Annotated in this window: 16 protein-coding genes; 7 read left to right on the plus strand and 9 right to left on the minus strand. The window is 67.9% G+C overall.

The window, feature by feature from the left end:
- Positions 1–104 precede the first annotated feature (104 nt).
- The 9 genes from RIN18_RS03205 to RIN18_RS03245 all read right to left on the minus strand — a co-directional run bounded on the left by RIN18_RS03205 (position 105) and on the right by RIN18_RS03245 (position 8,958).
- A complete protein-coding gene (locus RIN18_RS03205; RefSeq protein ID WP_309102498.1) occupies positions 105–2,384 on the minus strand; it encodes a hypothetical protein in 2,280 nt (759 codons plus the stop codon).
- A gap of 81 nt (positions 2,385–2,465) precedes the next feature.
- Positions 2,466–2,810 (minus strand): hypothetical protein, encoded by a 345-nt coding sequence (locus RIN18_RS03210; RefSeq protein WP_309102499.1) that lies wholly within the window; start codon positions 2,808–2,810, stop codon positions 2,466–2,468.
- The gene (locus RIN18_RS03215; RefSeq protein WP_309102500.1) at positions 2,807–2,974 is read right to left on the minus strand and encodes a hypothetical protein; all 168 of its coding nucleotides are present in this window, start codon (positions 2,972–2,974) and stop codon (positions 2,807–2,809) included. The genes RIN18_RS03210 and RIN18_RS03215 overlap by 4 nt, the downstream gene beginning before the upstream one ends.
- A gap of 355 nt (positions 2,975–3,329) precedes the next feature.
- Positions 3,330–3,662 carry a hypothetical protein gene (locus tag RIN18_RS03220; protein ID WP_309102501.1) on the minus strand — a complete coding sequence of 111 codons (333 nt, stop codon included), beginning with the start codon at positions 3,660–3,662 and terminating at the stop codon, positions 3,330–3,332.
- Between the two features lie 524 nt (positions 3,663–4,186).
- Positions 4,187–5,158 carry a TIR domain-containing protein gene (locus RIN18_RS03225; protein ID WP_309102502.1) on the minus strand — a complete coding sequence of 324 codons (972 nt, stop codon included), beginning with the start codon at positions 5,156–5,158 and terminating at the stop codon, positions 4,187–4,189.
- Positions 5,159–5,166: 8 nt separating this feature from the next.
- Positions 5,167–5,418, minus strand: a complete 252-nt coding sequence (locus tag RIN18_RS03230; RefSeq protein WP_309102503.1) for a hypothetical protein — start codon at positions 5,416–5,418, stop codon at positions 5,167–5,169.
- Between the two features lie 226 nt (positions 5,419–5,644).
- On the minus strand, positions 5,645–5,956 hold the full coding sequence (locus RIN18_RS03235) for a hypothetical protein (RefSeq protein WP_309102504.1): 312 nt from the start codon (positions 5,954–5,956) through the stop codon (positions 5,645–5,647).
- Positions 5,953–6,561: a hypothetical protein gene (locus RIN18_RS03240; RefSeq protein ID WP_309102505.1), complete on the minus strand. Its 609-nt coding sequence runs from the start codon at positions 6,559–6,561 to the stop codon at positions 5,953–5,955. The genes RIN18_RS03235 and RIN18_RS03240 overlap by 4 nt, the downstream gene beginning before the upstream one ends.
- A gap of 825 nt (positions 6,562–7,386) precedes the next feature.
- Positions 7,387–8,958 carry a recombinase family protein gene (locus RIN18_RS03245; protein WP_309102506.1) on the minus strand — a complete coding sequence of 524 codons (1,572 nt, stop codon included), beginning with the start codon at positions 8,956–8,958 and terminating at the stop codon, positions 7,387–7,389.
- On the opposite strand from RIN18_RS03245, the gene RIN18_RS03250 reads away from it, so the two are divergent.
- From RIN18_RS03250 to RIN18_RS03280, 7 genes are read left to right on the plus strand one after another with little or no spacing between them, the layout of a single operon-like run.
- Positions 8,957–9,976: an ATPase, T2SS/T4P/T4SS family gene (locus tag RIN18_RS03250; RefSeq protein WP_309102507.1), complete on the plus strand. Its 1,020-nt coding sequence runs from the start codon at positions 8,957–8,959 to the stop codon at positions 9,974–9,976. The two genes, RIN18_RS03245 and RIN18_RS03250, sit on opposite strands and share 2 nt — an antisense overlap.
- Positions 9,973–10,830 (plus strand): type II secretion system F family protein, encoded by an 858-nt coding sequence (locus RIN18_RS03255; RefSeq protein ID WP_309102508.1) that lies wholly within the window; start codon positions 9,973–9,975, stop codon positions 10,828–10,830. Before RIN18_RS03250 ends, RIN18_RS03255 begins: the two co-directional genes overlap by 4 nt.
- Entirely contained in the window at positions 10,827–11,765 is a 939-nt protein-coding gene (locus tag RIN18_RS03260; protein WP_309102509.1) for a type II secretion system F family protein, read from the plus strand. Before RIN18_RS03255 ends, RIN18_RS03260 begins: the two co-directional genes overlap by 4 nt.
- A gap of 37 nt (positions 11,766–11,802) precedes the next feature.
- A complete protein-coding gene (locus tag RIN18_RS03265; RefSeq protein ID WP_309102510.1) occupies positions 11,803–12,000 on the plus strand; it encodes a hypothetical protein in 198 nt (65 codons plus the stop codon).
- A gap of 2 nt (positions 12,001–12,002) precedes the next feature.
- Complete coding sequence (locus RIN18_RS03270) at positions 12,003–12,407, plus strand: TadE/TadG family type IV pilus assembly protein (RefSeq protein WP_309102511.1); 405 nt, start codon at positions 12,003–12,005, stop codon at positions 12,405–12,407.
- Complete coding sequence (locus RIN18_RS03275) at positions 12,376–12,831, plus strand: TadE family protein (protein ID WP_375163487.1); 456 nt, start codon at positions 12,376–12,378, stop codon at positions 12,829–12,831. The genes RIN18_RS03270 and RIN18_RS03275 overlap by 32 nt, the downstream gene beginning before the upstream one ends.
- Positions 12,828–13,250 carry a pilus assembly protein TadG-related protein gene (locus tag RIN18_RS03280; RefSeq protein ID WP_309102513.1) on the plus strand — a complete coding sequence of 141 codons (423 nt, stop codon included), beginning with the start codon at positions 12,828–12,830 and terminating at the stop codon, positions 13,248–13,250. The genes RIN18_RS03275 and RIN18_RS03280 overlap by 4 nt, the downstream gene beginning before the upstream one ends.
- The last annotated feature ends 2 nt before the right edge of the window (positions 13,251–13,252 follow it).

The following is a 13,252-nucleotide window of genomic DNA, read 5'->3' on the forward strand; positions in this document are numbered from 1 at the left end:
GCTTCCATGTCGCCGATGCTAGCGCGCGCGGAGTAAAGCGGTGCCGAGGTCGTGTAAACGCCAAAAGGCCCCCGCACCGGCTCATACGGTGCGGGGGCGTTCTGTCATGCGGCTAGTTCGAGGAGTGTCCACGCGCGCGAGAGCTCCTGCGAGGCGGTGAGCGCTTGGGAGCCGTAGCGAGTGGCGGAACGGTGGCGCGGCGAGAGCTCGGGCGTCTCGCGGGAGGCCGTAGGAAAGCTCTCACTGACCGCCTTGGCGATGTCGTCCTGGGATGTCCAGGCAGACCGCGGAACGTCCCCGAGCTCGTTGGCAAGATCGACACCCATGGCCGCGCCGAAGCCTCGGAAGAGGCGGGAGGGCGAGTGAATGCCGAGGAAGCCGAGGAAGCCGTCGACGGCTCCGCCGATGATGTCGAGGAGCGCGTCGCCGACGGCGCTAGCCATGCTCCAGAGGCCGTCGATGAGCCCCATGAGGAGATCGACTCCGGCCTGGAGAAGTTGCGGCACGGCGTCGATGAGTGCGCCGACCACGGCCGGGATGACGTCGAAGATGATCGTGTTGATGAGCTCCGGGAGATTCTTGAGGAGCCCGGCCACGAGTGCGCCGAAGAGCTCGATGGCCCCGGCGATGAGGCGCGGGAGCATCTTGAGGAGCGTCGTCAGGAGGGTCGGCAGGACGTCCGTGAGAAGCGTCATGACGATGTCGGGGAGGACCGTGAGGATTCCCTCGACGAGCGCGAAGAAGAGCTCGATGGCCGCCTCGAGCAGTTGCGGGAGCATTCCGAGGACGGTGCTCAGCACGTTCGGCAGGACGTCCACGAGGAGCGTCTTGAGGATGTCGGGGAGGACATCCAGGATCGCCGTGACGAGCGCGAAGAAGAGCTCGACGCCTGCCTCGAGGAGTTGTGGGAGCATCCCGAGGACGGTGCTGAGGACGTTGGGCAGGACATCCACGAGGAGGGTGTTGAGGATGTCCGGGAGGACGGCGAGGATCGCCTCGACGAGCGCCATGAAGAGCTCTATGCCGGTCGCCTGGAGCGGCGAGAGCATGCTGAGGAGTGACATGGTGACCCCAGCGAGTGCCGAGCCGAGGTTTGCGACAAGGTTGGGCAGTACGGAGTACCAGGACTCGATGAGGGACATGAACAAGGTTGCGGCGGCCTCTAGAAGCACCGCGAGCGCCACAGTGACGACGTCGAGCAAAAGCGGCGCGAGGGTCGGCATGAGTTTTACGAGGGCTGTCGCCGTGTGGAGGAATGCGTCGAGGATGCCGCCGTAGAAGCCGCTCCAGACGAGCTCAACGAGCGCGGGATATGCCCCCAGGTAGCTCTCGACGACCGCAGGGAGCGCGGCGACGAGCGCCTCCGCCCCCGCGAGCGCGAGGTTGAGGAAACGACCGACGGCATCGCCGAAGTCGATGCCGGTGAACCATTCCGCGATGCTCGAGAAGATGGCCTTGAACATCGCCGCGATGCCCGGGAGTCCTCCTCCGGCCTCTTGGAAGGCCGCCGACATGCTCTCTCCGAAGGTGGAGAAGCCGGTCGCGAGGTTCTGGACCGCGGGCGTCATGGAGAGGAGCACGGAGCCCGCCGCGGTAGCGAAGGGCAGGAAGCCCGCCCCGATGGTGGCGGTGACGTTGCGCCACGAAGCGCCGAGGCGCGACATCACGCCCTCGTAGGTCGTCGACTCCTTGGCGAAGTTGCCATGAGCGTCGGCGGTTTGGTCCATGATGAGCGCGAGGGTCGCGGCGGCGTTCGCCTCCTTGGAGAGTGCGCCTCCGACCTTGGTGAAGCCGAGCTCGGCGGCCTTGGCGTCGATGGCCGCCTGATTCAGCGAGACGCCGTAGCGCTCGACGGGGTCGCGCTCGCCCTTGAGGGCGGACGAAAGGGCCTCGACGGCCTCGCGGCTGGTGCCGCCGAACATCGAAGCGAGGTCAGCGCCGAGCGTGATGAGGTTGTCGGTCTTGGGGCCGAGCTCCTCCATGGCCGTCCCGGCGTTCTTGAGCTGGGAGCCGATGAGTGTGGCGAGCTCGTTGTACTCATTGCGAGCGAGGCCGGTGGACGTGGCGGCCCCCTGGGCCCAGCCGTGCATCTGCACGGAAGAGCCCTTGAAGACCGTGTTGATCGCACCGATGCTCTGCTCGAGCTTCCCGGCCTCTGCGATGGCGTTGGCAACGAGCGTCGCCCCGGCGGCGGCGAGCGCCGCGCCCCCTGCCGCGAGACCGAGAGGCGCGAAGGAGCGCGACAGGGCGCGCCCCAAGTCGGCGTTGCCGCGCTTTGACGTAGCGAAAAGCGCAGGGTCGATGTCGGTCCTCAGGGCCTTGCCGAAGCTCTTGGCGGATGGAATGAAGCCGAGCGTCGCTTGGCCGATTTCGGGAGAAGTCATTGGAGTCCTAGCAGCGAGCACGACAAAGGCCCCGGCGTTCCTCTGCGCGGGAGAGGAGCCGGGGCCTTGCGTGAGTGCGCGTTATGCCGTGAGCGCGTCGGCGTTGTGCCGGGCGGCGTGCCGCGCGTGGGGGTCAGAGTGGAGTTGGAGGAGCTCTTCGAGATTGGAGGCGGCCCGCAAGAACTCGTCGGAGGCGAGCTCGAGGCGACTGAGAGCGTCCTCGACGCGAGCACGGAGCCTCAGCCCTGACATCGCCGTCGCCGCCTCGCCGGTCGGATCGATGATGCCGGTGACGGTGGTGACAGGGCTTGCGGTGGGCGCTTCCCATTCACAGGCGCGCGCCGCCCGAAGGACGTCGACGAGGGCAAGCGTCGCGTCGGCGTGCGCCGTCGCGGCCGAGGCGAGGCGGTGGTCAGCGGCCTTCATCGTGAACCCTGCTCGCCGGGACCAGGCTCGAGGAGGTAGCCGAGTTCGGAGCCTCGTTCGTTGCGAACGACGTGAAGCGTCGTCGCCTGTATCACGGCGGGCTCGCCCGGAAGGAAGTCAATGGACGCGGGGTGTCGGTAGTCGTCAATTGGAATGAAGGTCATGAGGGCTCCTAGAAGGGGGCGACGGGTAAGACGGACGGAAGAGCTATCTCGACGCCGCTCAGACGGACGCGGGCCTTTTCAACGCCGGGCGCGGGCGCGCGAGAAGTCCAGCGGCCACCGCCGAGAGGATGAGCGGTGAGGCCGTGGAGGCGACAGAGCTCATCGAATGCCGCGACCGCGAGGCGGGCGGCCGGATAGCCGACGCGAGGGGCGTGCTCCTTGCCGTAGGCGCGCGCGGTGTGCTCCAGTGTGCGGATGGCGCGGCCCCGTGGAATGACGAGGGCGGGGGTGACTCGCGAGCCGACGCGCGGCTGGACCGTTGACGCGGCGCTGGCGTCACGGAGACTCGGAGGTCTCATCGGAGGACGCCGCCGTGTCTAGCGCGGGCGAGGGCCTGGCCCTTGCTCGTGGGGCCGATCAGACGCGCGAGGATGCGTGCCGCCTCGGTGCGGGAGAGACGAGCCTCAGCGACGGCGGGATGCAGGACGTCCTGACCCATCGAGCCCTTCGAGACATAATTGGCGGCCTTGGCGACGGCGTCGAGGCTGTAGGCGACGGCCAGAAGCTCGCATGCCTCGACGAGGGATTGGTACGCCGCGCCGGAGAGTTCGGGGCTCTCCGCCATGACGCTGTCGTAGGTGTCGATGGTGGCGGTCGGCCAGTGGTCGGGGTAGTGAGTATCGGTCATGTGCAGGCCTTTCAGAACCCCCTGAGGCCGCCGACGCTGGGTCGGCTCGAGGAGCGGGTTAGCGAATCGTCGCCGGGGTGGGAGGGCTCGGTGCCTCGGAAGCAGTCCCAGCACGCGCCAAAGCCTCGGGAGGGGAAGTCGGGAATTCGGAGTAGGCGGCCGCAAGGGCCTGAACAGCGTTGCAAGAGAGCTCCGTGGGGTGCGTGTAAACGGGACGAGGAAGTCAGAAAATCAGAGCTCTGCAGAGGCTCGATCTTTTGCGCTATGCCTCCCCGGGACGTGCGCGACGGGGGTAGGGGGAGAGCCCCCCAGGGGCGGGCCCGGCTCGGCGGACGAGTTCGTCGGCGTGGGTACAGAGGCGGCCCCGCATCACGCCGGGACATGCCCCTCGCGCTCAGCGGAACGCGGCATGCGACTCTCTTTCGCGAGCTCGCTTAGCTGGCGGACGACGGGCCTCGGCCCTCTCTTGCGAAGACTTGTGCGCGTGATGCCAGCGACACAAGCACTGAGTTGCGGAGTCTCCGCTAAGCCACCTTGAATGAACCGGCAGCCGCATCCATGAGGTTGTCGCTCTGAGGGCGCAGGTCAGCGCCCGCCGTTGCTAGTCGCTGCTTGAGGTCGCGACGACTGTCGTAGTCCCCGTTTAGCGTCACCCAGTTGAATCCGTCGATGTCAGAGATGTCACGTGTCTTCGCAGATTTCACGAAGATCGTCTTGTCAGCCGCGATTCCAAACGCAAGCCCTGCCTCGAGGGTCACGTTCTGACGGGCTTGGCCGCGAACTTGAAGGTCAGGGTCATCGGGACCGTCAGCGAACGCTCGGGACTTCCGTGCCTCGTCATCGGGCGAGAAGATGACGATCACGGCGGCCGAGTGCTCGATGCCTGCCTTCACGATGTCGTACGTGTGCGGCTGCGGTTTACCGGTGAGCTCGACAGCTTCTGACCAGGGCATCATGCGCAAGCCGAGAAACCTGAGATAGGTCTGGAGCTCGTCGACCGGGCGTTTATCGCGACCGTGGACAATGAAGACGGTGTGCGACGCTCCCACTCTGACTGAGGGAGCCTGCGACGAGCTTGGCGTTGTCCCAGGCGTCGGCGGCGCTGATCTGTGCGCGGGTGCCTTGGCGGGCCTAGTGGGTGCAGCCGATTGTGTCTGGAACTTGTAGCCGTCGTCGGTCCTCACCACTTTCAGCGGTTGCAACACACGCTCATCCAGGAGACGGTATTCCGTTGTGCGGATCCGGAAGTCGGCGCCTGCACGAATGAGGTAGAGCTCGTCCAGCATGTTGATGAGCTGATCGTCGGCGTCGGGAGCTTTGAAGATGGCCGCGAGGATCGCGGCAGAGCGCTCCGTCTTGTTTCCAGACGTGGTGATGCCGAGTGAGAGGTCGAAGGCATCAAGACCACCATGTGTCGTGCCCTCAGATAGGGCTGCGGCGAAGTATCGGAGGTCGGCGAGCCGGAATCGACGGACGCTGTCGGCAACGGTGGGCATGCCTCATGCTAGCGGGCCGGTGGGGCGGCGCGGGCGGTGAGGATCGCGTCCGCGAGTCTCGCGGCGCGAGTCGCGTAATCCTCGTCAGTCTCGCCGTGGACGAGGTCGAGAAGGTCGACGGTGAGTGCGGGGTGCGCGCGGAGTGCGCGCTCGCGCCGGAGTGTCTGGCGGACGGTCGCGAGCTCGGCGGCGACGGCAATGCGGGATGCCTCGGCGTGCTCGTAGGCGGCGCGGAGATCGAGAGTGGGGGAGAGGGTCACGCGGAGCCTTCCTTGGACTGAGTGGAGAATGGAGAGCCCGCCCCCTCGACTCGACGCCGGACACTGCGGAGGAGGAGGCGGGCTGGAGGGCTGGGGATTGCCAGCGCCGCGGGTGGTCGCCGCGCGGAGGTCCCCACGTCGCCGCGACCTCTGGGCTCCCGAGAAAGGGGCAGGAGCCCAGCGCACGAGGCCGGAGCCTCGCGGGTCTGTGTTGTGGGCTACGTGGTCATCGGGAGCCTTCGACGATGGCGTCGAGGTTGTAGCCGGACTGGACTGTGCCCTCGTCGTCCATGGCCCGGCCCTCGCGGAGGTTGCGCTCGTCGGCGATGCGCGCCTTGTAACGCTCGCCTTGTGACAAGTTCGCGCGTGTGCGAGACAGGGCCCAGAGCGCGGAAGGGGTCATCCTGGCGGATGCCGCCTGACGCTCGATGAGCGCGCGGTGCTTGTCGTCGAGGTCCTCGTAGTTGGCGGGCACGGGGCGCTCCGCGACGGTCGTTGCGACGATGCCCTCAATGAGGCGGTCGGTGGAGAGAGTCACGCCGAGCCCACCTTCTGAGCCTGAGCCACCAGGCCCCGCAGGTCGCGGGAGAACTTGGTGAGGTCCGTCGAGAGCGCCTTCCGGTAGAGACCCTCGCTGTAGGCGTACTTGTGCGAGACGAGCGCGTCGGCCTCGGCGAAGGTCTTGAGGCTGGAGTCGAGCGCTTCGAGCGATGCGACGACATCATCGAGGCGATCGTCGGCGATGCGGTTGGCCTCTGCCAGCGCCTCCGGAGTCTCGATGAGATGGTCCCGGAGCGCGTGCCATGCAATCTTGACCGGACGCGACGCGCGGGAGACGGCGGTCTCGGTAGCGCCCTTGGCGGCCTTCAACTGTCGCCACTTGTCGTACTCGACATCGACGTGGGGCTCCCAGCTACCCGCGTTCGGGTTGCTCGCCGCTCGGAAGGCGGCGACGGCCTTCGAGTTCGCCTCCCGGGCCTCACGAGCGACCTCGCGGGCGGCCTCGAAGGCCTTGACGAGCGGCGCAGAGCCGGGAGTAGCGTCGATGAGCCACGCGGGGGCCGGAGCGGCTGTATCGGGGCCGTACTCGCGCGAGGCTGGCTCGGAGCGGAGGGTGAGCGGGCTGAGTCTGGAGGTAATCATGGGGGCCTTTCGTTGGGAAGACGTCGCGCTCGTGCGAAGCGAGACAGGAGGGCGCGCGGCACGTTTGGGGGCCGAGGCCGCGCGGGACGGACCGAGCGGCGCTGTGAGAGGAGATACCGCCTCAGGAGTGGACAGTGCTCAACGCCTCTCAAGGGCGCCAGAAACGCGCAAGGGGATGTCGATGCTTGAGGGCGTACGAAGAGGAGACCGCCTGGCCTGGCCGTGGTGCCCGCCGCTAGGCGGAGAGGAGGGAGACGGTGGCGCGTGCTACTTGCTCCAGCTTGAGCACATCGCTGGAGCGCAGAGCGGCGTCTGCCTCGGCGGCGAGGGCGCGGCGCTCGTCGCGTCGTCGGCGGCGATAGAGGCGGTTGCGGCAAGCGGCAGAGCAAGTCACAGCGGCGGCTCTCACCGCTTCGAAGTCGCGTCCGCAGTGTTCGCAGTGCAGGAGGAGTGAAGGCACGGAAGTCCTTTCGTGTCGCGCGACAGGTGTAGGGAAAGAAGAAGCGCCCCCGTCGGCGATGACGAGGGCGAAGACCGCAGAATGGCGAGAGAACAGAGAACTGGGGCTACATAGAAGAAGACCGCCTAGATGCCCACTCGTACGGGGGCCGGTGGAGGGACCACCTCAGAGAGGTAGCGAGTGAGGGCCGTGACGAAGTGACGCTTCAAATCGACACTTCTTATTCCCGCTTCGAGAGAGAGAGCTCTCTAGAAGGGAATAGAAAGTGACGGTTTTTGCGTCACTCCGTCACGGCTCGCCCAGGTTGGCCCAGCGGCTTCACCCCGGCGATGCGCGTAAACGCGCGTCGCGAGAGCACGAGTATCTCAACTGCCGCCCTCAAGGCGCTCGGACGCGGGCGGCTCCTCGTCCTGCCCAGCCCAGACGATGCGCATGCGCTGACGGGGGTGAAAGCGCGCGCCGGGGTAAGGAGCGGCCGTGACGATGACTTTGTCGATGGCGAGACGGAGAAGTGCTCTGGCCTCGAGCACCGGGGCGGACATGATGGCCGGAAGTGAGAGCTCGGGATCGAGGAGCGCTCCGAGGTCGGCTTCCGGCTTGGGAAGCGCCGCGAGCTCAGCGCGGACACGCGACTCTTGCTTGCCGAGGGCGTCAGCGATTCGGGCGTGACGCTCAGGGGAAAGTGAGCCCCGGACGTAGCGATCGCGGTCGGCGTCCTCGAGCTGCGCCTCGAGAGTGCGAAGCCGTTCGTTGAGCGCGTCACGCTCGCGTAGCGGTGCCGGATCGTTCCTGGCGAGCCAGCGCTCGGCGACCGCGCCAAGGAGTTCGTCGTCGGCCTCGAGGCGCGCTAGGTGAAGCGCCCATTGGAATTTCACGGCCTCCTCCAGTGTCGCGAGGGTGACGTTGAGTGGGCGAGCGCATGGGTCGCCCACGTAGTCGCGCTTGCGGCAACGGTAGGCGTTCCCGAAGGAGTTGCATGTCCGCCGACACTCAGCGCAGATGACGAGGCCGCCGCCAAGGAGGGATTCGGGTTGCTTGACTGCGCGCATGCCGCGCCCGAACCGACGCAGACGCGAGTCAAGAACGCGCAGGAGCTCCATGCGCTCTCCCTCGCTGACGATGGGAGCCTCACCGGGTGCCATGAGAGAGACAGTTTCGCCCGTGTCTGGGTCGCGCCAGGGGTGGATGTCGCCACCCTCGTATCCTGCCGCGCGTTGTTCGCGGTGATCGGGCACGAGCCCGGCGAGAGAGGGCGAGCGCAAGACGACGGACATGGAGGAGGAGCGCCACATGGAGCCGTTGCGTCGTGTCGGGACGCCGCGTTCATTCCAATCGCGGCAGACCATGAGCATCGTCTCACCGCTGAGGAGCCGCTCGACGGCCTCGCGAACGAGGGGAGCCTCGGCAGGGTGCTGACGTAGCTTCCGATCCTCGCCGACGACGTAGCCGAACGGGTCAGAGCCGCCGAGGTACATGCCCGCCTTGCGCTGAACCTCCTTTTTGGCGCGGACGCGGAGCGAGGTATTGGCGCTCTCGGCGCGGGCCTGTTCCGACACCATGACGATGACCATGCGATGCCCCGGGACAGAAGAGTCGAGAGAATCCTTGAGGAAGTACAGGCGACCGCCAACGGCGTCGACATCGTCGAGAACTGTACCGACTTGTCCTGCGCCCTGGCGGCTCAGCCGGTCAAGTTTCCAGACGGCGAGGGTGGCCACTTCGCCAGCCGTGACCGCGGCGACGGCGGCGTCGAAGTCTGGGCGGCTGACTCCGCGCTTGTAACCGGACTTTCCCGGGTCCTTCCAGACTCGGCGCACGCTCAGGCCCTCGCGGTCGGCCCACGCGCGGAGGTCAGCCTCCTGGCGCTCGAGGGAGTCCTTCCCTTCCTTGTCGATGCTGAGTCGAAGGTAGAGGTCAACGAGGTTGGCACTAGTCATGGTGTCCCTTTCGATGCTGGCGAAGGAGGAGACCGCCTGGGGCGGCTCCCTTGCCCGGTGCATCGAATGGAGTTCTGAGGAGATCTGGCTGAACGGACCCGACCGTATCTACGTCGCCCGCGGCGGGGTGTCCGAGCGTCTGCCTCTGCAGCTGACGGACGCGGTGGTGCGCGATCTCGTCGAGAGGATGCTGCAATCGACCGGGCGCCGTGTCGACATCAGTCAGCCGTTCGTCGATGCCTCCCTGCCGGACGGCTCTCGGCTTCACGTTGCCATCGCCGACGTCGTACGGGGCTCCTGGGCGGTGAACATCCGTAAGTTCCTGCCCCGCTATCGCTCACTGGAGGCTCTCACCGCGCAGGGCGCGATGCCGTCTCACGTCGCCGAGCAGCTCAGGGAGGCGATGGGCTCCGGGCGGAGCGTCGTCGTGTCCGGCGCCACGCACGCCGGCAAGACCACGCTTCTGGGAGCGCTGCTCGCATCCTGTGCGAACACGCAGCGGATCATCACGGTCGAGGAGACGTTCGAACTCGCCGTCGACGGCCCGGACGTCGTCGCTCTGCAGGGGCGTCAGGCGAGCTTGGAGGGAACGGGCGAGATCACCCTGCGGCGCCTCGTCAAAGAGGCGCTGCGGATGCGGCCGGATCGGCTCGTCGTGGGCGAGGTGCGCGACGCCGAGGCGCTCGATCTCGTCCTCGCACTGAATACCGGCGTGCCCGGTGCTGCCACCGTGCATGCGAACTCCGCGGCCGAGGCGATGGACAAGCTCAGCATCCTTCCGCTGCTCGCGGGACGCAACATCGACCGCGCCTTCATCGCCCCGGCGCTGGCCTCGGCGATCGATCTGGTGGTGCACTGCGTGCGGGACGCGCGCGGGGTCAGGCGGGTGGAGGAGATCATCGCGCCGACCGGCGAGATCGTCGAGGGACGGATCATCACGCGAACGGTGTACCGGGCGGGGGCGGCAGGTTCGCTGCGGTCGCACAGTGCTCGCGATCCGCAGGAGGTTCGGCCGTGACCATCCTGCTCGGCGCGACGCTGGCCGCCGGCCTGCTGCTCTGTCTGTCCCCGTGGCTGTGGCCGCCGCGACCGCTCGAAGAGCGGGCACAGCGCACCGGCGCCCTCTCCCGGCTTCTCGGCGAGGCGGGGTTCGGTGGAGTCGAAGCGCGCGTGGCGGGGTCGGTGATGGTCGCGTCGGGACTGGCAGCGGCGTCCGTCGTGTGGTTGCTGACCGGACTCGCCGTGCTCGCCGTGCTGGCGGGGCTTGCCGGGGCGGCTGCGCCCGGCATGTTCCTCCGCGCGCGGCGCGTTCGGCTTCGCAAGCTCCGGCGTCAGATCTGGCCGGACGTCTGCGACCTGCTGATCGCGTCGATCCGGGTGGGGCTCTCGCTGCCGGATGCCGTGGCGAGTCTCGCCACATCCGCCCCGATGATGCTGCGCCCCGCGTTCGTCGTCTTCGCGCGTGATCTGCGCGCGACAGGGCGTTTCGAGAGCAGCCTGGACCGCCTGAAGGCGTCGCTCGCGGATCCGATCGCCGACCGGATCGTCGAGACGTTGCGCATGGCGAGACAGGTCGGCGGCACCGAGCTGACGGGGGTGCTTCGCGCGTTGTCGTCGTCGGTGCGTGCCGATGCTGCGCTCCGAGGCGAGGTCGAGGCGCGCCAATCCTGGATCCGGGGTGCGGCCGTTCTGGGCGCCGTCGCACCCTGGGTGATCCTCGGTCTGCTCGTGATGCGGCCGGAGGGAGTCCAGGCCTACGCGAGCCCCGAGGGGATGATCGTGATCTGCGTCGGCGCCGCGGTCTCGGTCGTGGCCTTCAGGATCATGCTCCGCATCGGACGACTTCCCGAGCCCAGGCGGTGGTTCGGATGAGTGTGATCTCGGATCTGGCACTTGCTGTGCTTCTCGGCGGTTTTCTCGCTGCGGGACTCCTCTTCCTCCTCGCTTCCTTGCCCCGCTGGCGTGCCGCATCGCTGAGTACCCGCATCGCTCCGTATGTCCGCGACGTGATCGACGACGCGCTCCTCCCGCCCGGCGTACTTCCGCGGGCGGGCATCCTCCCCTCGGGGCGCATCACCGCATGGCGACGGCTGCAGCACGGGTTCGAACGCGTGCTGGGCGGCGGAGAGCTGTTGCAGCGCCGACTGGCGCAGGCGGGGCTCAGAGCCGATGCGGGCGCGTTCCGTGCGCGACAGCTGGCTTGGGCGCTCGCGGGACTCGGGGCCGGCGCCGTCCTCGTCATCGTCCTCGCCCTCGCGGGACGGATGTCGGCACCGGTCGCGCTCCTGCCGATCATCGCGGGAGCCGCGGCCGGCGCGATCTACGATGCGCAGCTCACGGCCCGCGCCAAGGCGCGCCGCACCCGACTCACCGATGAGCTGCCGACGACTCTGGAGTTTCTCGCGCTCTGCCTTTCCGCGGGGGAGGGGTTCCTCGACGCGCTCCGGCGAGTGTCTGCCGTCGGGTCGGGTGAGCTGACAGCGGAGCTCCGCCTGGTGGTGCTCGCGGCGAACACCGGGTCCCCACTCGCCGATGCGCTGGCCGAGATGGCGGCCCGTCTGCAACTGCCGGGGCTGTCGCGTTCCGTCGACCAGATCGTCGCAGCCCTCGAACACGGCGCACCGCTGTCGGGGGTGCTCCACGCGCAGGCAGGCGATGCCCGCGAAGACGCGAAGCGGGTTCTCATCGAGCAGGCAGGCCGCAAGGAGATCCTCATGCTCCTGCCCCTTGTCTTCCTGATCCTGCCAATGTCCGTGCTCTTCGCGGTCTACCCCGGACTTTTCATTCTCCGACTCGGCATCGGCTGAGCGGCACCGATCCGCAGACATCCACGAAAGGACGATCATGACGAGACTTCGAAGCTGGTGGAGGGACCTGAGCGCGTCTGCTCGCTCGCTCGCCGAGGACGACACCGGGGACGTGCCGGGCTGGGTGCTCGTCACGCTCATGACGGCCGGTCTGGTGGTCGTGATCTGGGCGGTGGCAGGGCCGGCGCTGAGCGCGTTGTTCGAGCAGGCGATCCAGCGGGTCTCCGGACTCTGACCGTGCACGCAGCACGGCGCGGCATCGCAGACGACCGGGGGTCGAGCCCCGTCGAGTTCGTGATGGTCGGCACGCTCCTCACCGTGCTGACGCTCGCCGTGCTGCAGATCGCCCTCGCCGTCTACGTGCGAAACGTCGTCCACGACGCTGCCGTCGAGGGCGCGTATCACGCAGCCCTCGCCGACACCGACCTCGAGGAGGGCGCCGAGCGCGCGCGACTCGCGATCACCCGTGCCGTCGGCGCCGATTACGCGGATGACGTCTCGGCGAGCACAACGCAGGAACTGGGACACACGGTCGTCGAGATCCGCATCCGCACCACCCTCCCGGTCGTCGGCCTGCTCGGAATCCCGTTCGCGATGGAGGTGGAGGGACATGCGCCGGTCGAATCGCTGGGTGACGAATGACGACGGCTCCGCAGCACTGGAGTTCATCACGGTCGGGGTGATCCTGCTGGTCCCCCTGGTGTACCTCGTCATCGCGCTCGGTGTGATCCAGGAGCAGACGCTCGGCGCGGAGGCCGCGGCGAGGCACACCGCTCGTGTGATCTCGCAGGCACCCGACGTGGATACGGCCGCCTCGCGCAGCGACGCCGTGCTCGCGGGCGTCATCGACGAATACGGACTCGACGCCGAAGCCGTCCGTGTCGGAATGACCTGCACGCCCGCCGGAGTCGAGTGCCCATCCGCCGGCGCGACGGTGATCGTCACGGTGGCGACGCGCGTGAGTCTGCCCTTCGTACCGCCGGTGTTCGGCCTCGACCGGATCGCGTCGATCCCGCTGGAAGCGTCGGCCGCGCAGAAGGTGTCGCGGCTGTGGGGTGGCGAATGAATCGCCCTCGCCGCACCGGCGGCGATGAGGGAAGCGTGCTGCTCCTCACTCTCGGCTACGTTCTGCTCGCTCTCGCGGTGCTCTTCGTCTGCGTGTGCGCCACCGATCTCTACATCGCGCAGAAACGACTGGACTCCCTCGCCGACTCGGCGGCGCTCGCCGGGGCGGACGGCTTCACCCTCGCGGTCACCGGTGAGAGCGTCAGGGCAGAACTCAGCGACGCAGGGGTGAGAGAGCAGGCGGAGGCACTGATCGCCGCGCTCCCTGGCGAAGCCACGCTGGTGGCGGCATCCTCACCGGACGGAGTCTCGGCGCAGGTGACGCTCACCGCGTCGTGGCATCCGCCGCTCTTCTCGCCCTTCGTCCCCGACGGCATCCCGCTGCAGGCCACCGCGACCAGCCGCACCGCGCTCGAGTGAAC

The organism is Microbacterium sp. (assembly GCF_031179285.1).
Classification (GTDB): domain Bacteria; phylum Actinomycetota; class Actinomycetes; order Actinomycetales; family Microbacteriaceae; genus Microbacterium.